Raw genomic sequence first — 22,284 nt, forward strand, 5'->3', positions numbered from 1 at the left:
CCGATGAGGTGGGCCCTGGTCAAGGTGTGCCTCGCGGTCACCGTGATGGTGGTCGTGGCCTTCGCCGTACCGCTCGGGATGGTCGTCCAGGAGATGGCCAGCGACCGGGCGTTCTCCAACGCCGAGCGGCAGGCCGCCACCATCGGGCCGACGCTGTCCATCACCACCGACCCGGTGCAGTTGCGGAAGGCCGTGGAGTCCACGCAGATGGGCGCCGACCGGCGGATGGCCGTGCACGTGCCGGCCGTCGGGGACGACCCGCGCGTGGACGTCGGCGACGGCTGGGCCGGTGAACGGGCCGTCTCCGAGACCCGGCGGATCGGGCGGGCCGCGACCGTCCCGGTGGCGGGCGGCGGCTCCGCGCTGCTCCAGCCCGTGGCGCTCGGCTCCGGGGACATCGCCGTCGTGGAGATCCTGGTTCCGGAGAGCGAGGTCAGCAATGGCGTCGCCACCGCCTGGCTGGTCCTCGCGGGCGTCGGCCTCGCCCTGATCGTGGGCTCGGTGGCGGTCGCGGACCGGCTCGGAGCCCGTCTGGTGCGGCCCGCCGAGCGGCTCGCGGACGCCGCGCACCGGCTGGGCGAGGGGCGGCTGGGGGCCCGGGTCCCGGAGGAGGGGCCGAAGGAACTCCGCTCGGCGGCCGTCGCCTTCAACTCGATGGCGGACCAGGTCGTGGAACTCCTGGCCAACGAGCGGGAGCTGGCCGCCGACCTCTCGCACCGGCTGCGGACGCCGCTGACGGTCCTGCGGCTCAACGCGGCCTCCCTCGGCGACGGCCCGGCCGCGGAGCAGACCCGGGCGGCCGTGGAGCAGCTGGAGCGGGAGGTCGACACGATCATCCGTACAGCCCGCGAGCAGCGCCCGGCCGCCGCGCAGGGGCCGGGCGCGGGCTGCGACGCCTCCGAGGTGATCCGCGACCGGATGGGGTTCTGGTCGGCGCTGGCGGAGGACGAGGGCCGCGAGGTGCGGCTCGCGGGGGTCGACCGTACGGTACGGATCCCCGTGGCCCGGCCGGAGCTCGCCGCGGCGCTGGACGCCATGCTCGGCAACGTGTTCCGGCACACCCCGGAGGGCACGCCCTTCGCGGTGGACGTCCACGACGCGGGGGACGCGGTCATCGTGCTCGTCTCGGACGCGGGGGGCGGCATCGCCGATCCGGACGCGGCCCTGCGGCGCGGCAACGACGGCGGCCGCGACGGGTCCACGGGCCTGGGGCTGGACATCGTCCGGCGGGTCGCGGAATCGACGGGCGGGGACGTGCGGCTGGGGCGTTCGGTGCTCGGCGGCACCGAGGTGCGGGTGTGGATCGCGCTGGACGGGCGGGCCCGGGGAGACTCGGGGCGCGCCGGACGCAGCCGACGCAAGCGGCGACGCAACTGACGTAACCCTGCGGGCGGCGGGGGCGCGCCGCGCGCCCGGTACGTCCCCCGGTCGGTACGGTCCGCGCCATGGACACCCTCATCTTCGGCGGCCTCCTCGCCACCCTGATCGCGATGTACCGGGACTCTCCGCGGTTCGTCGTGCTCGGCGCCTGGTGGCTCGTGCTCCTCGCCGTGATCCTGCTGATGGCGCACCACATCACCAGCGGTCTCGCCCTCACCTTGAGCTACTGACCGTGGCCGCGATGTCCAGCCTCCTTCCGGAGGCACAGCTGGAGGGCGGCCTGCTGGGCCGGGTCCAGTTCTGGTTCGCGTGCGCCTTCGCCATCGGCTGGACCGGGGTGGTGTGCGGCGGGCTCTTCTACCAGTTCGGGCTGGGGGAGTACCCGTGCCCGCTCTGCATCGTGCAGCGGATGTTCATGCTGCTGGCCGCCATGGGGGCGGCCCACATCGTCCGCACGGCCCTGTTGCGCGGGGCGGTGACCGGCCGCGACTACATGATGGGCTGGGGCCTGTCCCTGGTCGCCGTGATCGCCGGCTCCTTCGCCTCGTGGCGGCAGACGATGCTGCACATCCTGCCGGGCGACAAGGGGTACGGGAGCGAGGTGTTCGGCCTGCACCTCTACGTCTGGGCGTGGATCCTCTTCCAGGCCTCGGTCGTCGCCGTGGGCATCGTCCTGGCCTTCGCCCACGCCACCGCGGACCGGGCCGTCCCGGCCGAGGACCCGGGACCGTACCGCACGGTGGGGATGGTGGCGCTGTGGTTCCTGGGGCTGGTGATCGCCGTGAACCTCGTGGCCGTCTTCCTGGAGGAGGGCTTCCACTGGTTCCTGCCGGACGACCCGACGCGCTATCAGTTCTTCTACGACGTGGGGATCCTGGACTAGCTGAGGTTGGCGCGGAGTTGACGCCTCCCGCGCGGGAATCCGTACGACCTGCTTGAGTGGGTCCGCCTTTCTCTTCCGCTTGGTTCCTTTCCCCGATTCCTTCCGTACGCGATGGGAAGCCGTCATGCGCTATGCAGTCCTCGGCACCGGGATCGTCGGCCGTACGGTGGCCGCCCGCTTGCTCTCCCTCGGCCACGAGGTCGTCATCGGCACCCGGGACCCCGGGGCCACCCTCGAGCGCACCGAGTACGCCGCATGGCAGCAGGCCCACCCGGAGGCGGGCCTCGCCCCCTTCGCGGAGGCGGCGCGGCTCGGCGAGGTGCTCGTCAACGCCACGGGCGGGCAGGTCAGCGTGGCCGCCCTGACGGAGGCCGACGCCGCGCACCTGGACGGCAAGATCCTGATCGACATCGCGAACCCGCTGGACTTCTCGCGCGGGTTCCCGCCCGGGCTCGAACCGGTGGACAGCGACAGCCTGGGCGAGCTGATCCAGCGGACCTTCCCGGGGCTGCGCGTGGTCAAGACGCTGAACACCATGAACTGCCAGGTCATGGTCGACCCGGCCCGGGTCCCCGGCGACCACACCGTCTTCCTCTCGGGTGAGGACGCCGAGGCCAAGAAGGCGGTACGCGAGCTCCTGTACTCCTTCGACTGGCGCGAGCACACCGTCATCGACCTGGGCGGCATCGAGACGGCGCGCGGCACGGAGATGCTGCTGCCGGTCTGGCTCCGGCTGATGGGGACCCTCGGGCACACGGACTTCAACTTCCACATCCAGGGAGCGACCCGGACGGAGTAGCCGGAGTGATCAGCCGGAGTGATCAGCCCGACGGATTAGCCGGACGGCGTAGCCCCCGCCCGGACGGAGGCGGAGATGTTGCCGCCCCCCGCACCCGCGCCCAGGGTGGCCGTGACGAAAGGAGCCGCGCATGAGAGTCATGCTCAAGGCCCATATGGACACGGCGGCGACGAACGAGGGCATCAAGAGCGGCGCCCTCCCGGCAGCCCTCAAGGCGCTCATGGACAAGGTGAAGCCGGAGGCCGCCTACTTCGGTCTCGACGAGGGCGTCCGGTCCTGCTGGGTCGTCTTCGACCTCCAGGACAGCTCTCAGCTGCCGCCCCTCTTCGAGGACCTGCTGCTGCAGTTCAACGCCGAGCTGGAGGTGTCCCCGGTGATGAACGCCGAGGACCTGGCGAAGGGGCTGGCGGCGATGAAGGCTTCGCCGGGCTGAGCCCTGGCCCCAGAACCCGGTCGGCGGCCGCCCACGCCAGTACCGTTGAGGCGGCCGCGGCCGTGCACGAGACGGCGAAAGCGGCCCGGTACCCGTAGGCCGCGGCGAGCGGACCGGAGACCGCGGCGGCCAGTGCCTGGCCGATGATCAGACCGCTGCCGGCCAGGGGCATGGCCTCGCCCATCCGCCGTGCGGGGCCGGCCCGTTCCACGAGGCCGAACAGCGCGATCAGGTGCGGGGCGACGGCCAGTCCGATGCCGGCGACGGCGAAGGCCGCCCCCCACAGGCCGGAGACGGCGAGCAGCGGAAGTGTCAGCAGCGCCTGGGCGGCGATGGTCCCGCGCAGCCGGACGGTCAGGCCGGCGGTTCCGGGCCGGGCCACGGTCACGAAGCCGGCCACCGAGCTGGTCACGGCCATGGCGGCCCACACGAGCCCGGCGGCCCCGGGGGAGCCGACCGACACGGCGAGCGCGTTGACCCCGGTATTGGCCCCGCTCCACGAGGCGCCCTGCAGGACGGCCACGACGAACAGCAGGGCGAGCCCCGGAGACCACAGCCGTACGTCGCCCCGCGCGGCGGCGCCCGGTCCCGTCGGGCCCGTCGGTTCGGTCGGCCCGGGCGCTGTGGGATGCAGGGCGAAGAGCGTCCCGAACACCAGGCCCAGGGCGGCCGCGAGGAGCAGCGCCGACGCGGGGTGGACGGTCACCGCGAGGATTCCGGCCAGCGCGGGCCCGACCATGAAGCCGACCTCGTCGACGGTGGTGTCGAAGGAGAGCGCGGCCCCGACCAGGGCCTTGTCCTCCCCGGCCAGCCGCGCCCACCGGGCCCGGGCCAGCGGCCCGACCTGTGCGGCCGTGAGGCCCGCGGCGACGGCGAGGGCGATCCGGGCGGCGAGCGGCAGCCCGCCGAGGACGGCGGCGACCAGGGCGAGGAGCACGGCGGCGTTCGCGGCGCAGGCGACCAGCAGGACGGGCCGGTGGCCGCGCCGGTCGGCGAGCCGGCCGATGACCGGGCCTCCCAGGGCCTGGCCGAGCCAGAGGGCGGCGGCGATGGTCCCGGCGTCGCCGATGCCGTCGCGTTCGTTGATGAGCAGCAGCGTCCCGATGGGGCACAGCGCGGCGGGGAGGCGGGCGAGGAACCCGTAGGCGGGGAGGGCGCGGCCGCCGAGGGCGAACACCCCGCGGAAGCCGGCGGGGGCGGATGTGGGCATGGGCAACCTCCAGCCGCACGCCGACCCTCCCGTTTCTCCGGCGTGCGCTGTTGCCCGTTGGGCGGGAGGTTAGCGCCGGAGCGGCCGCTTCGGTAGGGCGGGGCCGTCGGTCGCTGCCTCCGAGGTCAGTCGCTGTCGCCCGAGGTCAGCCGCTTGGCCTGGGCGCGGCCGACCTCGGCGGCGCGGTGCAGGTAGTCGGCGATGACGGCGAGTTCGGTGTCGGAGTAGCTCGCCAGAACGGCGCCGAAGGCGCGGCCCGGGGTCTCCCAGGCGGCGCCGATCCGGTCGCGGGCGGCGGGGGCGAGGGCGACGAGGGAGCGGCGGCGGTCGTTCGGGTCGGCGTGCCGCTCGACGATGCCGGCCTTGACCATGCGGTCCACCAGGCGGGTGGCGGATCCGGAGGTCAGGCCGGTGAGCCGGGCGATGTCACCGGTGCTGACCGGTTCGGGCTCCATGTCGAGGAGGGCGACGCACTGCATGTCGGTGGGGTGCAGGCCGACGTGGTCGGCCATGGCCTGGTTGAAGAGCGAGTAGTCGGCGTAGTGCCGCTGGCTCTCGGTGACGATGCGCGCGAGCAGCTCGGCGCGGGTCCACTCATCACTCGAACGAGCGTAATCGGTTGACATCGGCTTCTCCGTGCTCCAAATTTATCTGTGTGACGCAGAGAGTGTGTCACGCAGAATCTGTGTCACGTATTCAGTCTAGAACAGAGAAGAGCAGGAATCCGCCATGTCGAACACGCCGAACACGCCGAACACGCCGAACACGCGGAGCGCGCCACCGAAGGTTCTCGTCACCGGTGGCCGTGGCGCCGTCGCCCGCGGTCTCTCGTCCCTCCTCACCGCCCGCGGCGTCCCACACCGCCTCGCATCCCGCGAGCCGGACACACCCGGCACCGTCCACTGCGACCTCACCGATCCCGCGACCTTCCCCGAAGCCCTCGCCGGAGTCCGCTCCGTCTTCCTCTATGCCGAGGCCGCCGCCATCGAGGACTTCGTGAAGGAGGCCGTCGGTGCCGGCGTCGAACACGTCGTCCTCCTGTCCTCCTCCTCGGTCCTCGCCCCCGACGCAGCCGACAGCCCCCTCGCCGCCTCCCACCTTGCGGTGGAGCGGGCACTCCTCGACTCCCCGCTGCGCACGACGCTGCTGCGCCCCGGATCCTTCGCGAGCAATGCCCTCGGCTGGGCCTGGGCGATGAAATCGGGCCACCCCGTCCACCTGCCGTACCCGGGTGCGTACAGCGACCCGGTCCACGAGGCCGACCTCGCCGAAGCCGCCTTCGCGGTCCTCACCGACCCCTCGCTCGGGGGTCGCGCGTACACCCTGACCGGGCCGCGGACGCTGACCTTCGCCGCGCAGCTGGCGATACTGGGCGAGGCCGTAGGCCACCCCATACCCTTCGAGCCCGTCTCGCGCGCGCAGTGGAAGTCCGAGGCCGACGGCTACATACCGGGCCCGTATGCGGAGGCCCTGCTCGACTTCTGGTCCGCCTCGGACGGTCTCCCGGTCGACCTCACCGGCGACCTGGAGCGGCTCACCGGCCGCGCCCCGCGCACCTTCGACACCTGGTCCGCCGACCACGCGCACGCCTTCCGGTCCTAGGACCGTCTTCCCGGGGAATGGCAAAGGGCCCCGGTCCGCTTTCGCGGAACGGGGCCCTTGTGCAGGGTGAGTGACGGGACTTGAACCCGCGGCCACCTGGACCACAACCAGGTGCTCTACCAACTGAGCTACACCCACCATGTCCGGTCGGAAAACCGACCGGCCGAAGAAAAGGGTACAGGGTCGGGGAGGGTGCTCGCTCCCACCTTTTCCCGTACCCCTCTCCGGTGGGTGCTAGGCGCCGGGGACGACGTGCTTGGCGGCGATGGTGCGCGCCGTGTCCGAGTCCGGACCGGGCTGCGGTACGAAGACGGCCTCCCGGTAGTAGCGCAGCTCGGCGATGGACTCCTTGATGTCCGCGAGCGCCCGGTGGTTGCCGTTCTTCGGCGGGCTGTTGAAGTAGGCGCGCGGGTACCAGCGGCGTGCCAGCTCCTTGATCGAGGACACGTCCACGATCCGGTAGTGCAGGTAGCCCTCCAGTGCGGCCATGTCGCGCAGCAGGAAGCCGCGGTCGGTGCCGACCGTGTTTCCGCAGAGCGGGGCCTTGCGGGGTTCCTTCACGTGTTCCCGTACGTAGGCCAGGACCTGTGCCTCCGCGTCCGCGAGGGTGGTCCCGCCGGCCAGCTCGTCGAGCAGGCCGGACGCCGTGTGCATCTCGCGCACCACGTCGGGCATGGTTTCCAGGGCCGCGTCCGGCGGGCGGATCACAATGTCCACGCCTTCGCCGAGCACGTTGAGCTCCGAGTCGGTGACCAGTGCGGCCACCTCGATAAGTGCGTCGTCCGTCAACGAGAGCCCGGTCATCTCGCAGTCGATCCACACCATGCGATCGTTCATGCGCCCCACCTTATGCGGAAGGTCCCCCGCATCGGTGACCACCGAGGTGACCACTGATGCGGGGGACCTTCCCGGGACCTTGTTACGCGTGCTCGCGCAGCACCCGGCCCGGGGCGTACAGCTCCGTCACCGTGGGACCGGACGCGGCCAGGGCCGCGGCCGCCCGCTGCGGCTGCGGAGTGCGCTGGTGCGGGACCGGCGACTCCGACAGCTGAGCCACCTGGACCACGTCCGCCTGCGGGCGGCGGGCCCGGTAGGCGGAGCGGTAGGCGGCCGGGGAGGACCCCAGCTGGCGGCGGAAGTGCCCGCGCAGCGCGACCGGCGAGCGGAACCCGCAGCGTCCGGCGACCTCGTCGACCGAGTAGTCGGAGGTCTCCAGCAGCCGCTGTGCCTGGAGCACCCGCTGGGTGATCAGCCACTGCAGCGGCGCACTGCCGGTGAGCGAGCGGAACCGCCGGTCGAACGTGCGCCTGCTCATGTAGGCGCGCGCCGCCAGCGTCTCCACGTCGAACTGCTCGTGGAGGTGTTCCAGTGCCCAGGCGACGACCTCGGCCAGCGGGTCGGCGCCGATCTCCTCCGGCAGCGACCGGTCGAGGTAGCGTTCCTGGCCACCCGTGCGGCGCGGCGGGACGACGAGCCTGCGGGCCAGTGCGCCCGCCGCCTCGCTGCCGTGGTCCGTGCGCACGATGTGCAGGCACAGGTCGATTCCGGCCGCGGTGCCCGCGGACGTCAGCACGTCGCCGTCGTCGACGAACAGCTCGCGCGGATCGACGTGGACGGACGGGTAGCGCTTGGCAAGCGTCGGCGCGTACATCCAGTGCGTCGTCGCGGGCCGGCCGTCCAGCAGACCGGCGGCGGCGAGCACGAATGCCCCCGTGCACAGTCCGACGATCCGGGCCCCCTCCTCGTGCGCCAGACGCAGCGCGTCGAGCGCCTCCGGCGGCGGCGGTGAGGTGATGGAACGCCACGCGGGAACGACGACCGTGCCTGCCCGGGCGATCGCCTCCAACCCGTATGGCGCGGTCAGTTCGAGTCCGCCGGTGGTCCTCAGCGGACCGTCCTCACCGGCGCACACGAGCAGTCGGTAGCGTGGAACTCCCGCGTCCTGCCGGTCAATGCCGAACACGGAAAGTGGAATGGAGCTCTCGAAGATCGGTCCGCCGCTGAAGAGCAGCACCGCGACGATCTCCCTGCGGCGACGCCCCGCGAGCTTCCTGCCGTCAACGACGACGGCGGTGGAATCCTGGCTCATGGCGCTAAGCCCCCCTTGGGTGTCGCGACTCCTTGGTCTGGTCGCACCTGCACGTATCCCCTCGGCCTTGCACGTGGCTCCCCCGCCGTAAATACATGATCGAATCTACTGCGTCCCGTGGTGTCGGCGTGACAAGTTCAGCACGCAGCGCTATGTCGACTTGGCAACTTGGCGAAAAGCATTCGATCAGGAAGCGTTCCACTCCGCTACCCGGGTGGAAAGCGCACTGTCCGGCCATGGCCAGTACTCGTAGGGTCAAAGACCCCTTGTGGCGCCGTAGTCGCTGATGGTGAGGGGGTCGGGGGGACATTCCGGCAAGGGGGGTGACCTGCCGGGAAGTTGGCTGAAAACATGCGGGTGTGGATGTGCGAATCGGTCAGTCGTGAGGGGACATCCCGCCGGAAACCTGACATCCGCGCTGACTTGAGGTCCCGGCACGCGAGTGCCGGCCCCGGTGCGAGGGCGCCAATCGGTCCTCCGAGAGGACCCGGGCGGCATTCCGCTCCGCCTGTTCGGAGTGGCGCAGCAGCACCCGGCAGGCCGCCGTGACGGCCGCGAGGCCGAGGGTGGCGACGGCGGCCCCGCCGAAGGAGGTTCCGTAGACGACGAGGACCACGGGGACGAGCAGGCAGCTGAAGGCCGCCCAGCGCACCACGTCACCCGCGGGGTCCTCGTGTGCCCCCCGGGCGGGCTGCACGGACGAGTGAAGGGGAGGGGGCGGCATGTGGACGGACTGCGTCGGCTGAGCGGGCGACTGAGCGGGCTGGACGGGGCCAAGACCTCGATGGCCTCGCGGATGACCGGGCACGGCGTGCTCCCTGCGGGCTCTTCCTGGACGGTCGGACTCGTGTCCAACGGCGTGCGGCGCGGCTCGGTCACTGCGCGCACGGGTGGCACCCACCCGATGGGGTGCACCTCGTCACTGGCTGTAGGGGGCAGCGGACATTGCCAAGGAGGCGTGGCTGCGGCATGCTCCCTGGGACGCTCTCCAAGGGCGGCATGACCTGTGCAGCACAGGAGTGTCGCCGTACCCTGGTGGGTATGGGCTTGGGAAGATGCTTCCCGGACAGAGCTCGGTCACACTGAGTTGTCGTTTTCTGGAATCGTCCCGCTTGAATCGTCGCTTCCGCCTACTGGCGCCCCGTCCCCTTGTCCCTTCCCCTGAGGACCTCTTCGCCGAGACACCCATGGCCGGTCACGAATTCTCCGAACCCGCGGACCGCAAGCGCAAACGCCTCGCCGACCCAGAATCGGCCGACCTGCGCGCGGTGGAACAGCCACGTCATCCCTGCGACCCGGCCTTCCGGCACGGGGTCGTGGTGGGCTTCGACGGATCCACGTCCAGCGAGCGCGCCCTTGCGTACGCGATCGGCATGGCCCGTCGCTCAGGCTCCGGTCTGATCATCGTCCACGTCGCGAACCGGCTGCCCACCACCGTGTGGGCCGGCTGCGAGCCGCCGGTCTTCGTGGACGTGCCGGACCACCGCACCGAGGTGCTGGGGCTGGAGCTGGCCTGCGCGGACTACCTGTCCGAGGTTCCCTGGATCCTCGTCGAGCGGGGCGGGGACATCTGCCACGAGCTGGAGGAGGTCGGCCGGGAGTACTCGGCGGACGCCATCGTGGTCGGCTCCACGCACGGGATCGTCGGCCGGATCTTCGGATCGGTGGCGGGCCGGCTGGCGAAGCGGGCGCAGCGACCCGTCGTTGTCATCCCGTAACCGACTGTATGTCGATTGTGCGGTTGTGCACCCCCATGTAAGGGGTAGATAAAGGCTGCTGGGACGCAGCAAACAACTGCAGATCGAAGGGAGCCCGCCGTGGACAATGGTGTCTCTGCGGGAAGCACGGCCTCGACTTCGACCCTCGGGCACATCGCCCTGGGTCTCACCCTTCTCGCGTTCGGTCTCGGGACCACCGGAATCATCGACGGTGTGACCGCGGCCAACTCCGTGTCGCTCGCCATGTACCTCGGCGGACTCGCCCTGTTCGTCCTGGGGGTCCTCGAGTACCGCGGCGGCAACGGCTTCAACGGCACGGCCTTCGCGGGCATCGGCACCTTCTGGTTCATCTGGGCCAACGGGGCCGACGGAAAGGTTTCGGCAGACGCGGCCGGAATGTTCCTCGTGCTGTTCGCCATGCTGGCGCTGACCCTCACCGCCGCGGCCTCGGGCGGGCTGTTCGGTCAGGGCGTGTACGGCCTGTTCACCCTCTCCCTGCTGCTCCTGGCGATAGGCACCTTCGCCGAGAGCGACGGGTTGGCCAAGGCGGCCGGCTGGGTGGCGGCGCTCTGCGGACTGCTGGCCTGGTACGGGGCCACCGCGGCGCTGGCGAGCTGGCCGATGGCCCTCGGGAAGGGTTCGCGCGGCGCGGTCGCCGCGAGCTGACGGACCACACGAAAAGGCCCCCGGGGGATCCCCGGGGGCCTTCCTCGTGCGTGCGACTGCGCGGTCTACGCGGGCTGTGCGACCTACTCGACGGTGACGGACTTCGCCAGGTTGCGCGGCTTGTCGATGTCCCGGCCCATGGCCAGGGCGGTGTGGTACGCCAGCAGCTGCAGCGGGATGCCCATCAGGATCGGGTCCAGCTCGTCCTCGTTCTTGGGCACGAGGATCGTGTGGTCGGCCTTCTCCTGCTTGGTGTGCGCGACCGCGAGGATCCGGCCGCTGCGGGCCTTGATCTCCTCGAGCGCCGCGCGGTTCTTCTCCAGCAGGTCGTCGTCCGGGACGATCGCGACCGTCGGCAGCGAGGGCTCGATCAGGGCGAGCGGACCGTGCTTGAGCTCGGAGGCCGGGTAGGCCTCGGCGTGGATGTAGGAGATCTCCTTGAGCTTCAGGGAGGCCTCCAGGGCCACCGGGTAGCCCCGGACGCGGCCGATGAACATCATCGACTTGGCCTCGGCGTACTCGGCGGCCAGCTTCTTGATGTCCTCCTCGCCGTCCAGGATCTCCTGGATCTGCGAGGGCAGCTTGCGCAGGCCGTCGATGATCCGCTTGCCGTCGGTGACGGACAGGTCGCGGATGCGGCCCAGGTGCACGGCGAGCAGCGCGAAGGCCACGACCGTGTTGGTGAAGCACTTGGTGGAGACGACGCACACCTCGGGGCCGGCGTGCACGTACACGCCGCCGTCGGCGGCGCGGGCGATCGCGGAGCCGACCACGTTGACCACGCCGAGGACGCGGGCGCCCTTGCGCTTGAGCTCCTGCACGGCCGCGAGCACGTCGTACGTCTCACCGGACTGGGAGACCGCGATGTAGAGGGTGTCGGGGTCCACGACCGGGTTGCGGTAGCGGAACTCCGAGGCCGGCTCGGCGTCGGCGGGGATGCGGGCCAGGCTCTCGATGAGGCCCGCACCGATCATGCCGGCGTGGTACGAGGTGCCGCAGCCCAGGATCTTGACGCGGCGGATGCCGCGCGCCTCGCGCGGGTCCAGGTTCAGGCCGCCCAGGTGGACGGTGCTGAAGCGGTCGTCGATCCGGCCGCGCAGGACGCGGTCGACCGCGTCGGCCTGCTCGGAGATCTCCTTGTGCATGTACGTGTCGTGGCCGCCCATGTCGTAGGAGGCGGCCTCCCACTCCACGGTCTCGGGCGTGGCGGTGGTCGTCGTGCCGGAGGTGGTGTAGGTCCGGAAGTCGTCGGCCTTCAGGGTCGCCATCTCGCCGTCGTCGAGGGTGACGATCTGGCGGGTGTGGGCGACGAGCGCGGCGATGTCCGAGGCGACGAACATCTCCTTCTCGCCGATGCCGAGGACGACCGGGGAGCCGTTGCGGGCCACGACGATGCGGTCGGGGAAGTCGGCGTGCATGACGGCGATGCCGTAGGTGCCCTCGACGACCTTGAGCGCCTCGCGGACCTTCTCCTCCAGGGTGTCGGCCTGGGCGCGGGCGATGAGGTGGACGAGTACCTCGGTGTCGGTCTCCGAGAGGAAGACGACCCCGTCGGCCTCCAGCTTGGCGCGCAGCTCGGAGGCGTTGTCGACGATGCCGTTGTGGACGACGGCGACCTTGTTGTCGGCGTCCAGGTGCGGGTGGGAGTTCAGGTCGCTCGGGGCGCCGTGGGTGGCCCAGCGGGTGTGGGCGATGCCGGTGGTGCCGGCGAAGCGCTTGGGTACCCGGGACTCCAGCTCGCGTACGCGGCCCTTGGCCTTGACGACCTTCAGGGCCGCGGCCTTCGGGCTGTTGACGACGATGCCCGCGGAGTCGTACCCGCGGTACTCCAGCCTCTGCAGGCCCTCCAGCAGCAGCGGTGCCACGTCACGCTTGCCGATGTAACCCACGATTCCGCACATAAGGTCTTTCCCCTCCTGAAGTTCGGTTGCTCTTGCCGCTGTCCGGATCCCCGGCTGGTGTCTCAGCCGTAGACGATGCGGCGCAGTTGCCGGAGCGAGAGCTCCGGCGGTGCCACGGCGCGGTGCGGCAGTTCTGCCGCGATCCGCTCGAAGATGTCCGCGTTGACCGCGCCCCCGGACTGGAGCTCACGGTGGCGCCGGCGGACGAACTCCTCGGTGCTCTCGTCGAAGTACGCGAGTACGTCGAGCACCACTCGGGCGGCTTCGCCCCGCTGGAGCGAGGTGCTGCGCACCAAGTGGTCGACGAGGTCCTCGTGCGACGGGCGGCGGTCGGGCATCCGTCGATATTGGCGGTACGAGCGGCAGAACGCAAAAATCCTGCCCGAAATCGGGCAGGATCGCGCTGGTCTGGACCAGGGGAGGGGTGAATTCCGGTCTTTGATGGTCAGAAACGACCCAAAACCGCCGCTTTCGCCGTCGTGAACTCCTCGGCCGTGAGGATCCCGGCCTGATGCAGCTCCCCCAGCTCGCGCAGCCGGCGCAGCAGGGCGTCGTGGTCCTCCGCCGGGGCGGCGGCCGCGGCGAGGGCCGGGGCCGGGGCGGGCTCCGGTTCGATCTCCGGCCGGGCGCCGGACCCGGACGCGGGCTCCGGCGGGGAGGCGGGCGCCGCCGGGTGCGGCATGCGCACCGCGACCGCCGCCGCGACCAGCGCCATCAGGGGGTCCTTCTTGAAGCCGAACAGCTCCACCGAGTGCGGGTCGTACTTCGGCGGCGCGCTGTGGGCGGGGGCGCCGGCCAGGGCGAAGCGGATCCACCCGTTCTCCAGCCCCCGGGACGGGGCCCACTCCACCGACCGCAGGTCCGCGACCCTGAACTCCCGGGCCCCGCCGGACCGCTTCGCCTCCTCCGTCGTCCAGTTCCACTCCAGGGACACCCGGTCCCCGTCGAAGGCCGCCGTCCCGTCTCCCGCGCCGACCGTGATCGGCACGGCGGGACCCGGCAGGAGGTAGGAGTCGACGGGCCCGGGGTCCACCTGGTCCAGCAGCAGGGCGTTGCGCACCTCGTCGACGAAGTACTCCGCCACCCCGCCGCGGTCCGGCTCCACCGTCAGCCGGTACGGATCGGAGGCCTCCGGCAGCCTGCCGCCCGTCACCTGGAGCAGCGGGTCGGCGCCGTCACGCAGCCGCAGGCGCAGCCGGCCCGCCTTGCGCCCCGGTTCGTAGGAGATCCCGGCCAGCGCGCGCAGCGGGACGAGCACCTCGCCCAGCGTCTGGCGCAGCAGGCCCACCCCCTTGTCGCGGCCCGGCACGATGCGCACCGCGTCCCCGTCGAAGGTCCATGTGCCGTCCTTCTGGATGATTTCCGCCATCCTTGGATTCTTGCATCGGCCCCACGGGCCCGGTTGGCCTATACCTATGGCCATGAGAGTCCCGCGACGCGTGCTCGCCGCCCTCCTCGTCCTCGCCGCCGTCCCCGCGGCCGCCTCCTGCAGCAGCGCCGCCAGGGGGGACGACGCCCGCCCCGGCGATGATCCGCCCGTCGCGCTCGCGCCCTACCAACGGCTCCTGCCGGCGCCCGTCTCCGCCCGGGCCGAAGGCCCCGGGTACGCCTTCGGCCCGGGCACGGTCATCCGTACCGGCCTGACCGGCGACGAGGAGGTCCGCAAGGTCGGCGAACTCCTCGCCGAACAGCTGCGCGGCCCCAGCGGGCTGCCGCTGCCCGTGGTCGACGGCGCGGAGGGCGACGGGATCCGGCTGCGGCTCGACGGGGAGGCCGAAGGCGCGGGGGAGGAGGGCTACCGGCTGGAGTCCGGGCCCGGCGGGGTCACCCTCACCGCCCGTACGCCCGCGGGCCTCTTCCACGCCGGGCAGACGCTGCGCCAGCTCCTGCCGGTGTCCGGCCCGGGCACGGTGCCGGGCGGCACGGTCACGGACGCGCCGCGCTTCGCGTACCGGGGGGCGATGGTGGACGTGGCCCGCCACTTCTTCACGGTGGAGCAGGTCAAGCGGTACGTCGACCAGCTCGCGCAGTACAAGGTCAACACCCTGCACGTGCACCTGACCGACGACCAGGGCTGGCGCCTCGCCATCGACTCCTGGCCGAGGCTGGCGGAGTACGGGGGTGCGGGCGAGGTCGGCGGCGGACCCGGCGGGCACTGGACGAAGGACGAGTACCGGGACCTGGTGGCGTACGCCTCGGAGCGGTACGTGGACGTGGTCCCCGAGGTCGACATGCCCGGCCACGTGAACGCCGCGCAGGCCGCCTACGCCGAGCTGAACTGCGACGGCAAGGCGCGCGAGCGCTACACCGGGATCAAGGTCGGCTTCAGCTCGCTGTGCGTGGGCAAGGAGCGGACCTACGAGTTCATCGACCAGGTGCTGGGGGAGCTCGCGGAGCTGACCCCCGGCAAGTACCTGCACATCGGCGGCGACGAGGCGCACTCCACGCCCGCGGCGGACTACGCGGCCTTCATGGACCGGGCCCAGGCGGTCGTGGCGAAGCACGGCAAGACGGTGGTGGCCTGGCACCAGCTCGCGACGGCCCGCCCGGCCCCCGGCGCGGTCCTCCAGTACTGGGGACACGACCGCACGACGGCGGCCGAGAAGGCCGCGGTGGCCGCGGCGGCCAAGGCCGGCAGCCCGGTGATCCTCTCCCCGGCGGACCGGCTCTACCTGGACATGAAGTACGACAAGGAGACGAAGCCGGGCCTGGCCTGGGCCGGGTACGTACCGGTGCGCCGCGCCTACGACTGGGACCCGGGCACCTACCTGACGGGCCTCCCGGAATCCGCGGTCCTCGGGGTGGAGGCCCCGCTGTGGACGGAGACCATCGCGACGCGGGGCGACTGGGAACTGATGGCCTTCCCGCGCGTCCTGGCCCTCGCGGAACTGGGCTGGTCCCCGGCCGCCACCCGCGACTGGACCGCGTACAGCCTGCGCCTGGCCGCCCAGGGCCCGCGCCTGGACGCCCAGGACATCACCTACTTCCGGGCACCGGACGTGCCGTGGGGCCGGTGACGGCCCGCCCGGAGGGGGCGCCACAGGCGCGGGAGGTCGCCGTGTGCAAGGGGAGGGCGGGCTCGTGAGGAAACCGAGCGGGACCGGGGCGGCGGCCTAGAGTTCCGCGGTCGGGTCCTCGTCGGGGGCGCGGCCCGCGTAGGCCTCCGCGAGGAGCTGCTCCTCGCTCGCGCCGAGGCGCCAGTAGCCGGTGAAGCGGACCGCACGGCGGTCGACGCCGCAGTCCTGGACGAAGTGCCTGCGGACCGCGCGGATCGTCGCGGACTCGCCCGCGATCCAGGCGTACGGGGCCGCGGTGGCGGGCCGTTCGGCGGTGCGGAGGGCGTCCAGGACGCGGTCGGTGCGTTCGTGGCCGGCGCCGGGGTCCCGTACGACCCAGGTGATGTCCGCGCCGGCGGGAGTCTGGAGGTACAGGCGGTCGTCCTCGTGCGGGATCTCGAACCAGGCCCTGACCGGGGTGCCCGCGGGGAGCCGGTCCAGGATCGCGGCGGCCGCGGGCAGGGCGGTCTCGTCCGCGTAGAGGAGGAACGCGTCGGCGGCGGCCGGCGGCTGGAAGCGTACGGACTTGTTCTCCGCGACGGCCGGGCCGATGGCCATGATCCGGCGGCCGGTCACCGCGCGGCCCGCCCAGGAGGAGGCGGGGGAGGAGGCGCCGTGCAGGACGAAGTCGATGTCCACCTCGTCCACGCCGTCGGGGGTCCGGCGCTGGTCGCGGACCGTGTACGAGCGCATCACCGGGCGCTCCTCGTCCGGCATCCCGCGCCAGTCCGCGAACCAGGTGTCCTCGCCCGTGGAGGGCAGCACCGTGTGCTCCCGGCCGGCGGGCGGCAGGAAGAGGGACAGGCTCTGGTCGTAGCCGCCCGAGCGGAAGTCGCTCAGGGACGCGCCGCCGAAGGTGACCCGCAGGAAGGAGCGGCCGAGGCGGCGCGTACGGAGCACTTCGAGCTCGAAGAACCGGAAGTGGGGGGTGTCATCGGCGATTTCGGCGATTTCGGCGGCTTCGGGTGCGGCGTCCGGGGCGGTGGCGGTCATGCGGTCCCCCTGGGAGTCGGGTCGGTGGCGGGCCGGGCGGCCGGCACGGCAGCGGGGCGCTGCGGCCCGGTGGTGCGCCGGATGCGACAGAAGGCCCCGGCGCCCGGGTGGGGCGCCGGGGCCGGACGGTCAGGGGTCAGCTGACCTTCTTGGCGTTCTGGATGGCCTTGGTGAGCTCCTCGACGATCTGCGCGCACTTCTCGTAGGAGTAGATCGGCTCGGTCACGCGGGGGGTGATCTGACCGGCCTTGACGGCCGGCATCTCGGCCCAGGTCGGCTTGGCCTTCAGCTCCTCCGGCTGGAGGGTGCCGGTGCGGTTGTCGAGGAGGATCACGTCGGCCGGGTACTTGCCGGCGTTCTCCCAGCTGAGGCTCTCGAAGAAGCCGCCGTCGACCTTGTCGGGGGTGACGAACTCGACGCCGAGGGACTGGAAGTACTTCAGGTCGGCGGAGGTGGCCGGGGTGGAGACGTAGAACAGGTCGGCGGCGCCGGAACCGACGAGCACCCTGATGCCGGGGTTCGCCTTGGTGGCCTCGCGGAGCTTCGCGGAGGCGGCCTCGAAGCGGGCCTTGGAGTGGACCGTCTTCTTGTCGTTCAGGTCGGCGCCCAGGGACTTCGCGAGGTCCGCGGTGCGGGCCAGCGCCTTGTCCATGGTGACGTCGCCGCCCACGCCGATGGCGGCGGCCGGGGCCAGCTTCAGGATCTTGTCCTTGGAGGCTTCCGGCAGGTACCAGTAGCTGTCCTTCTCCCAGGTGTTGGTCACCAGGAGGTCGGGCTGCAGGGCCGCGTACTTCTCGACGTTGAACTCGTCGTAGACGTTGCCGATGATCTCGACCTTGGAGATGTCCATCGAGCCGGCCTGTACGTCGGCCTTGCCGTCGGCGGTCTTCGTCGGGCCGAACACGCCCTTGACGCCGACCCCGTAGTCGTGGAGCGCGGCCGCGGTGCCGGTGAAGGCGACGATGTTCTTCGGCGTGGACTTGGCGGTGACGTCCTTGCCCATGTCGTCCTTGAAGCTCCAGGCCGCGGCGCCCGTGCCCTTGTCGCCCGAACCGTCCTTCGCGGAGTCGCTGCCACCGCAGGCCGTGAGCGCGGCCACGAGGCCGAGGGCGCCGCCTGCCGCGATGAGGCCGCGGCGGGTGAGGAGGGAGGAGCGGGACTTGGGCATGGCGGTGTCCACTTTCGTGCGTACTGGGTGGCTCGGGCGTTCGATAGGAAGGTTAGCCTAACCTTGGCTGGGGGCGATAAAGGCGATGAGGGGCCCTCCGCTTGGAGGGCCCCTCATCGCGCCACCGACTGCCGCTAGGCGGAAAGTCCCAGCTCACGGGCGATCAGCATGCGCTGCACCTCACTCGTGCCCTCGCCGATCTCCAGGATCTTCGAGTCGCGCCACATGCGGGCCACCGGGTACTCGTTCATGAACCCGTAGCCGCCGTGGATCTGCGTGGCGTCGCGCGCGTTGTCGACCGCCACCGTCGAGGAGTACAGCTTCGCGATGGCCGCCTCCTTCTTGAAGGGCTCCCCGGCCACGAGGCGGGAGGCCGCGTCGCGCCAGCCGATCCGGGCCATGTGGGCGCGCATCTCCATGTCGGCCAGCTTGAACTGGATGGCCTGGTTGTCGCCGATCGCCTTGCCGAAGGCGTGCCGCTCCTTGGCGTACTTCACCGACTCGTCCACGCAGCCCTGCGCCAGGCCCGTCGCGAGCGCGGAGATGGCCACGCGGCCCTCGTCGAGGATCCGCAGGAACTGGGCGTAGCCGCGGCCCTCCGCGCCGACCAGGTTGGCCAGGGGGACCCGTACGCCGTCGAAGGACAGCTCGCGGGTGTCCGAGGAGTTCCAGCCGACCTTGGAGTAGGGGGCGGCCACCGTGAAGCCGGGGGTGCCCGACGGGACGATGATCGAGGAGATCTCCGGGCGGCCGTCCGCCTTGCGGCCCGTCACGGCGGTGACGGTGACCAGACCGGTGATGTCCGTGCCGGAGTTGGTGATGAAGCACTTGGAGCCGTTGATCACCCACTCGTCGCCGTCCCGGACGGCGGTCGTGCGCGTGCCGCCCGCGTCGCTGCCCGCACCGGGCTCGGTCAGGCCGAAGGCGCCGAGGATCTCGCCGGAGCACATCCGCGGCAGCCACTCCCGCTTCTGCTCCTCGGTGCCGAAGAGGTACAGGGGCATCGCGCCGAGCGAGACGCCGGCCTCCAGGGTGATGGCGACCGAGGAGTCGACGCGGGCCAGCTCCTCCAGTGCGATGCCGAGGGCGAGGTAGTCGCCGCCCATGCCGCCGTACTCCTCCGGGAAGGGCAGGCCGAACAGGCCCATGCGGCCCATCTCGCGGACGATCTCGTACGGGAACTCGTGCCGCTCGTACAGATCGCCGATCTTGGGCGCCACCACATCGTGCGCGAACGCCTCGACGGTGCGGCGGAGTTCCTCGTGCTCGGGGGTGAGCCGGTGGTCGAGGGCCATGGTCTTCGTTACTCCTTGTGGGAGAGGGCGCGGACGGTACGGGAGGGGCTGGGGCGCCCCAACTGCTCGGCCATCCACACGCTCGTGGCGGTGAGGGCGGCCAGATCGACCCCGGTCTCGATGCCGAGGCCGTCGAGCATCCAGACGAGGTCCTCGGTCGCGAGATTGCCGGTGGCGCTCTTGGCGTACGGGCATCCGCCGAGGCCGCCCGCGGAGGCGTCGACGGTGGTCACGCCGTGCTGGAGCGCGGCGAGGGTGTTGGACAGGGCCTGGCCGTAGGTGTCGTGGAAGTGGACGCCGATCCGGTCGGTGCCCACGCCCTCCTCGTTGAGCGCGGAGAGGAGGGCCCGCACGTGCCCCGGGGTGGCGACGCCGATGGTGTCGCCGAGGCTCAGCTCGTCACAGCCGAGGTCCAGCAGGGCCTTGGCGACGCCGACCACCTGGTGGACCGGGACCGGGCCCTCCCAGGGGTCGCCGAAGCACATGGAGAGGTAGCCGCGGACGTGCGCCTCGTGCTCCTTGGCGCGGGCCACGACGGGCTCGAACATCTCGAGGGACCCGGCGACGGTGCGGTTGAGGTTGCGGGAGGCGAAGGTCTCGGTGGCCGAACCGATCACGGCGATCCGGGTGGCCCCGAGGGCGAGCGCGCGGTCGAGGCCGCGCTCGTTGGGGACGAGGACCGGCAGCGCGGCCGGCACGTCGGCGAGCAGCGGGAACAGCTCGTCGGCGTCGGCCAGCTGGGGGATCCACCGGGGGTGCACGAAGCTGGTCGCCTCGATGGTGGTGAGCCCCGCGGCGGCCAGCCGGTGCACGAACTCGGCCTTCACGTGGGTCGGGACGGCCGTCTTCTCGTTCTGCAGCCCGTCGCGGGCGCCCACCTCGTGGATCCGGACCCGGGCCGGGAGGCCCTCGTACGGGAAGCTCATCGGAAGCCCGTTCATGCGTCCTTCTCCTCCTCGTCCGGGGTGACCACGGCGAGCACCTGGTCCATGGCGACCGTGGTGCCCGGGGTGACGTCGAGTTCGGTGACGGTGCCGGCGTGCGGGGCGGAGATGACGTGCTCCATCTTCATGGCCTCGACGACGAGCAGGCTCTGGCCGGCGGTCACCTTCTCGCCCACGGTCACCTTGACCACCGTGACGGTGCCGGGCATGGGGGCGGCGAGGGTGTCGGCGCCTGCGCGTCCCGCGCCGCGGAGGTTGGCCTCGACCGGGTCGTGCGCCTGGACGTGCCAGGAGTCGCCGTCGCGGCCGAGCCAGGTCCCTTCGGGGGAGGCGGCGTGGCTGAACCGGTGGGTTACCCCGTCCAGTTCGACCGTGAGGTGGTCGGGGGTGCGGTGCACGATCCGGCCCCGGGCCGGGCTGCTGGGGCTCCGCCCCGGACCCCGCGCCTCAAACGCCGGCGGGGCTGGATTTTGCCCGGCGCCGCCGTCGGGTGCGGGCAGGGGGCGCGACTCCGTCCGCGTCGCGGATTCGGCCGGTTCCAGGAGGAGCTCCGTGTCGGGGCCCGTTCCGGCGGGGCGGGTGCGGACCGTGACCGGGTCCTGGCCGGGGAGGCGGAAGTGGTGGACCGTCCAGGCGGGGGTGCCGCCGAGGCGCCAGCCGGTGGCGGCGTCGAAGGGGTCGATCCAGCCCCCGGCAGGGTTTCGGGAAGGGGCGCGGTGGGGGGCGGAAGCCCCGGCCAGCAGCGCGGCGGCCGCGTACACCTCGGCCGGGACCCCCTCCGGGAGGAGCTGGGACAGGTCCCGCTCGACCAGGCCCGTGTCCAGGTCGCCCGACACCACGTCCGGGTGCGCGAGCAGCCTCCGCAGGAAGCCCGTGTTGGTCTGGACGCCCAGGATCACGGTGTCCGCGAGGGCGCCCCGCAGGACGCGGAGCGCCGCCGCCCGGTCGGGACCGTAGGCGATGACCTTCGACAGCATCGGGTCGTAGGTGGAGCCGGTGTCGACCCCCGCCGCCAGCCCGGAGTCCGTACGGACGGAGCCGCCGTCCGGCTCCGACAGGGCCAGCACCATGCCGCCGGAGGGCAGGAAGCCCCGCGCCGGATCCTCCGCGCAGACGCGGGCTTCGATCGCGTGCCCGGTCAGCCGGACCTCCGACTGCCCGAAGCCCAGCTCCGCGCCCGCCGCGACCCGGAGCTGCTGCTCCACCAGGTCCAGTCCGGTGACGAGCTCGGTCACCGGGTGCTCCACCTGGAGCCGGGTGTTCATCTCCATGAAGAAGTACGAGGAGGGGTCGCCGCCCGGGACGATGAACTCCACCGTGCCCGCGCCGACGTACCCGCAGGACCGCGCCGCCTCCACCGCGGCCGCGCCCATCGAGGCCCGCAGCTCCGGCGTCAGCAGCACCGACGGCGCTTCCTCGATCACCTTCTGGTGGCGCCGCTGGAGCGAGCACTCGCGCTCCCCGAGGTGGACCACGTTCCCGTGCGCGTCCGCCAGGACCTGGATCTCGATGTGCCGGGGCCGGTCCACCCAGCGCTCCACGAGCAGGGTGTCGTCGCCGAAGGAGGACTTCGCCTCGCGGCGGGCCGCCGCGATCTCCTCGCCGAGCAGCGCGGAGTCCCGTACCAGCCGCATGCCCTTGCCGCCGCCGCCGGCCGAGGGCTTCAGCAGCACCGGCATGCCGATCTTCTCGGCGGCCGAGACCAGTTCGGCGTCGGACAGCCCGCTGCCCGAGGAGCCGGGGACCACGGGCACGCCCGCCGCCTTGACGGTCTCCTTGGCGCGGATCTTGTCGCCCATCAGGGAGATCGCCGAGGCCGGCGGCCCGATGAAGGCCAGGCCCGCGTCCGCGCAGGCGGCCGCGAAGGCGGCGTTCTCCGCGAGGAAGCCGTAGCCGGGGTGGACGGCCTCGGCGCCCGTGCGGCGCGCCGCGTCGAGCAGCCGCTCCACCGACAGGTAGCTCTCGGCGGCCGCCGCCGGGCCGATCCGGACGGCCGTGTCGGCCTCCCGTACGTGCCGGGCGTCCGCGTCGGCGTCGCTGAAGACGGCCACGGAACGGATGCCGAGCTCCCGCAGGGTGCGGATGACGCGGACCGCGATCTCGCCCCGGTTGGCGACCAGAACAGTGCTGAACATCAGTGAGGTCCT

At 72.0% G+C, this 22,284-nt stretch carries 22 protein-coding genes and 1 tRNA gene; 9 read left to right on the plus strand and 14 right to left on the minus strand.

The genetic code is table 11. The annotated features are described in order from the left end of the window. Window positions 1–3 precede the first annotated feature (3 nt). From AC3IX6_RS24450 to AC3IX6_RS24470, 5 genes are all read left to right on the plus strand, one after another. Window positions 4–1,377 carry a sensor histidine kinase gene (locus AC3IX6_RS24450; RefSeq protein ID WP_489364614.1) on the plus strand — a complete coding sequence of 458 codons (1,374 nt, stop codon included), beginning with the start codon at window positions 4–6 and terminating at the stop codon, window positions 1,375–1,377. A 68-nt stretch (window positions 1,378–1,445) separates the two neighbouring features. Next, a complete protein-coding gene (locus AC3IX6_RS24455) occupies window positions 1,446–1,610 on the plus strand; it encodes a DUF5993 family protein (protein ID WP_489364616.1) in 165 nt (54 codons plus the stop codon). 11 nt (window positions 1,611–1,621) lie between these two features. Then, on the plus strand, window positions 1,622–2,263 hold the full coding sequence (locus tag AC3IX6_RS24460; RefSeq protein WP_489364618.1) for a disulfide bond formation protein B: 642 nt from the start codon (window positions 1,622–1,624) through the stop codon (window positions 2,261–2,263). Between the two features lie 124 nt (window positions 2,264–2,387). Then, the gene (locus AC3IX6_RS24465; RefSeq protein ID WP_489364619.1) at window positions 2,388–3,062 is read left to right on the plus strand and encodes an NADPH-dependent F420 reductase; all 675 of its coding nucleotides are present in this window, start codon (window positions 2,388–2,390) and stop codon (window positions 3,060–3,062) included. A gap of 130 nt (window positions 3,063–3,192) precedes the next feature. Continuing rightward, window positions 3,193–3,495 carry a hypothetical protein gene (locus AC3IX6_RS24470; RefSeq protein ID WP_489364621.1) on the plus strand — a complete coding sequence of 101 codons (303 nt, stop codon included), beginning with the start codon at window positions 3,193–3,195 and terminating at the stop codon, window positions 3,493–3,495. On the opposite strand, the gene AC3IX6_RS24475 is transcribed toward AC3IX6_RS24470, so the two are convergent. Beyond that, a complete protein-coding gene (locus tag AC3IX6_RS24475) occupies window positions 3,410–4,705 on the minus strand; it encodes an MFS transporter (RefSeq protein ID WP_489364623.1) in 1,296 nt (431 codons plus the stop codon). The two genes, AC3IX6_RS24470 and AC3IX6_RS24475, sit on opposite strands and share 86 nt — an antisense overlap. Window positions 4,706–4,830: 125 nt before the next feature. Next, window positions 4,831–5,331, minus strand: coding sequence for a MarR family winged helix-turn-helix transcriptional regulator (locus AC3IX6_RS24480; RefSeq protein WP_489364624.1), 501 nt, complete (start codon window positions 5,329–5,331; stop codon window positions 4,831–4,833). A 103-nt stretch (window positions 5,332–5,434) separates the two neighbouring features. Here AC3IX6_RS24480 and AC3IX6_RS24485 point away from each other — a divergent pair, with 103 nt between their 5' ends. Continuing rightward, window positions 5,435–6,307, plus strand: a complete 873-nt coding sequence (locus AC3IX6_RS24485; protein WP_489364625.1) for an NAD(P)H-binding protein — start codon at window positions 5,435–5,437, stop codon at window positions 6,305–6,307. Window positions 6,308–6,372: 65 nt separating this feature from the next. Here the strand turns inward: AC3IX6_RS24485 and AC3IX6_RS24490 are convergent. The 4 genes from AC3IX6_RS24490 to AC3IX6_RS24505 all read right to left on the minus strand — a co-directional run bounded on the left by AC3IX6_RS24490 (window position 6,373) and on the right by AC3IX6_RS24505 (window position 9,093). Continuing rightward, window positions 6,373–6,445: transfer RNA gene (locus AC3IX6_RS24490), tRNA-His, on the minus strand. Window positions 6,446–6,541: 96 nt separating this feature from the next. Beyond that, a complete protein-coding gene (gene orn / locus AC3IX6_RS24495) occupies window positions 6,542–7,144 on the minus strand; it encodes an oligoribonuclease (protein ID WP_250741286.1) in 603 nt (200 codons plus the stop codon). An 82-nt stretch (window positions 7,145–7,226) separates the two neighbouring features. Next, complete coding sequence (locus AC3IX6_RS24500) at window positions 7,227–8,396, minus strand: helix-turn-helix domain-containing protein (protein WP_383940501.1); 1,170 nt, start codon at window positions 8,394–8,396, stop codon at window positions 7,227–7,229. Window positions 8,397–8,772: 376 nt separating this feature from the next. Next, a complete protein-coding gene (locus AC3IX6_RS24505) occupies window positions 8,773–9,093 on the minus strand; it encodes a hypothetical protein (protein WP_489364628.1) in 321 nt (106 codons plus the stop codon). Between the two features lie 490 nt (window positions 9,094–9,583). On the opposite strand from AC3IX6_RS24505, the gene AC3IX6_RS24510 reads away from it, so the two are divergent. Further along, a complete protein-coding gene (locus AC3IX6_RS24510; RefSeq protein ID WP_214951587.1) occupies window positions 9,584–10,114 on the plus strand; it encodes a universal stress protein in 531 nt (176 codons plus the stop codon). 99 nt (window positions 10,115–10,213) lie between these two features. Continuing rightward, the gene (locus tag AC3IX6_RS24515; RefSeq protein WP_489364629.1) at window positions 10,214–10,780 is read left to right on the plus strand and encodes an acetate uptake transporter; all 567 of its coding nucleotides are present in this window, start codon (window positions 10,214–10,216) and stop codon (window positions 10,778–10,780) included. An 83-nt stretch (window positions 10,781–10,863) separates the two neighbouring features. Here AC3IX6_RS24515 and glmS read toward each other — a convergent pair whose 3' ends face one another. The 3 genes from glmS to AC3IX6_RS24530 form a co-directional block, all read right to left on the minus strand. Next, on the minus strand, window positions 10,864–12,681 hold the full coding sequence (gene glmS / locus AC3IX6_RS24520) for a glutamine--fructose-6-phosphate transaminase (isomerizing) (protein ID WP_489364631.1): 1,818 nt from the start codon (window positions 12,679–12,681) through the stop codon (window positions 10,864–10,866). A 62-nt stretch (window positions 12,682–12,743) separates the two neighbouring features. Then, window positions 12,744–13,019, minus strand: coding sequence for a hypothetical protein (locus tag AC3IX6_RS24525; RefSeq protein WP_250741293.1), 276 nt, complete (start codon window positions 13,017–13,019; stop codon window positions 12,744–12,746). Window positions 13,020–13,126: 107 nt separating this feature from the next. Continuing rightward, window positions 13,127–14,050, minus strand: coding sequence for a DUF4429 domain-containing protein (locus AC3IX6_RS24530; RefSeq protein WP_489364633.1), 924 nt, complete (start codon window positions 14,048–14,050; stop codon window positions 13,127–13,129). 52 nt (window positions 14,051–14,102) lie between these two features. On the opposite strand from AC3IX6_RS24530, the gene AC3IX6_RS24535 reads away from it, so the two are divergent. Further along, window positions 14,103–15,698, plus strand: a complete 1,596-nt coding sequence (locus tag AC3IX6_RS24535) for a beta-N-acetylhexosaminidase (RefSeq protein WP_489364635.1) — start codon at window positions 14,103–14,105, stop codon at window positions 15,696–15,698. 96 nt (window positions 15,699–15,794) lie between these two features. Here AC3IX6_RS24535 and AC3IX6_RS24540 read toward each other — a convergent pair whose 3' ends face one another. From AC3IX6_RS24540 to AC3IX6_RS24560, 5 genes are all read right to left on the minus strand, one after another. Further along, window positions 15,795–16,730 carry a siderophore-interacting protein gene (locus AC3IX6_RS24540; protein ID WP_489364637.1) on the minus strand — a complete coding sequence of 312 codons (936 nt, stop codon included), beginning with the start codon at window positions 16,728–16,730 and terminating at the stop codon, window positions 15,795–15,797. A 136-nt stretch (window positions 16,731–16,866) separates the two neighbouring features. Beyond that, a complete protein-coding gene (locus tag AC3IX6_RS24545; protein WP_489364639.1) occupies window positions 16,867–17,898 on the minus strand; it encodes an ABC transporter substrate-binding protein in 1,032 nt (343 codons plus the stop codon). A 134-nt stretch (window positions 17,899–18,032) separates the two neighbouring features. Beyond that, a complete protein-coding gene (locus tag AC3IX6_RS24550; protein ID WP_403714998.1) occupies window positions 18,033–19,193 on the minus strand; it encodes an acyl-CoA dehydrogenase family protein in 1,161 nt (386 codons plus the stop codon). A gap of 8 nt (window positions 19,194–19,201) precedes the next feature. Further along, on the minus strand, window positions 19,202–20,134 hold the full coding sequence (locus AC3IX6_RS24555) for a hydroxymethylglutaryl-CoA lyase (protein ID WP_489364641.1): 933 nt from the start codon (window positions 20,132–20,134) through the stop codon (window positions 19,202–19,204). Continuing rightward, on the minus strand, window positions 20,131–22,272 hold the full coding sequence (locus tag AC3IX6_RS24560; RefSeq protein ID WP_489364643.1) for an acetyl/propionyl/methylcrotonyl-CoA carboxylase subunit alpha: 2,142 nt from the start codon (window positions 22,270–22,272) through the stop codon (window positions 20,131–20,133). The genes AC3IX6_RS24555 and AC3IX6_RS24560 overlap by 4 nt, the downstream gene beginning before the upstream one ends. Between the last annotated feature and the right edge of the window lie 12 nt (window positions 22,273–22,284).

It is taken from the genome of Streptomyces sp. GL_141, from assembly GCF_057834385.1.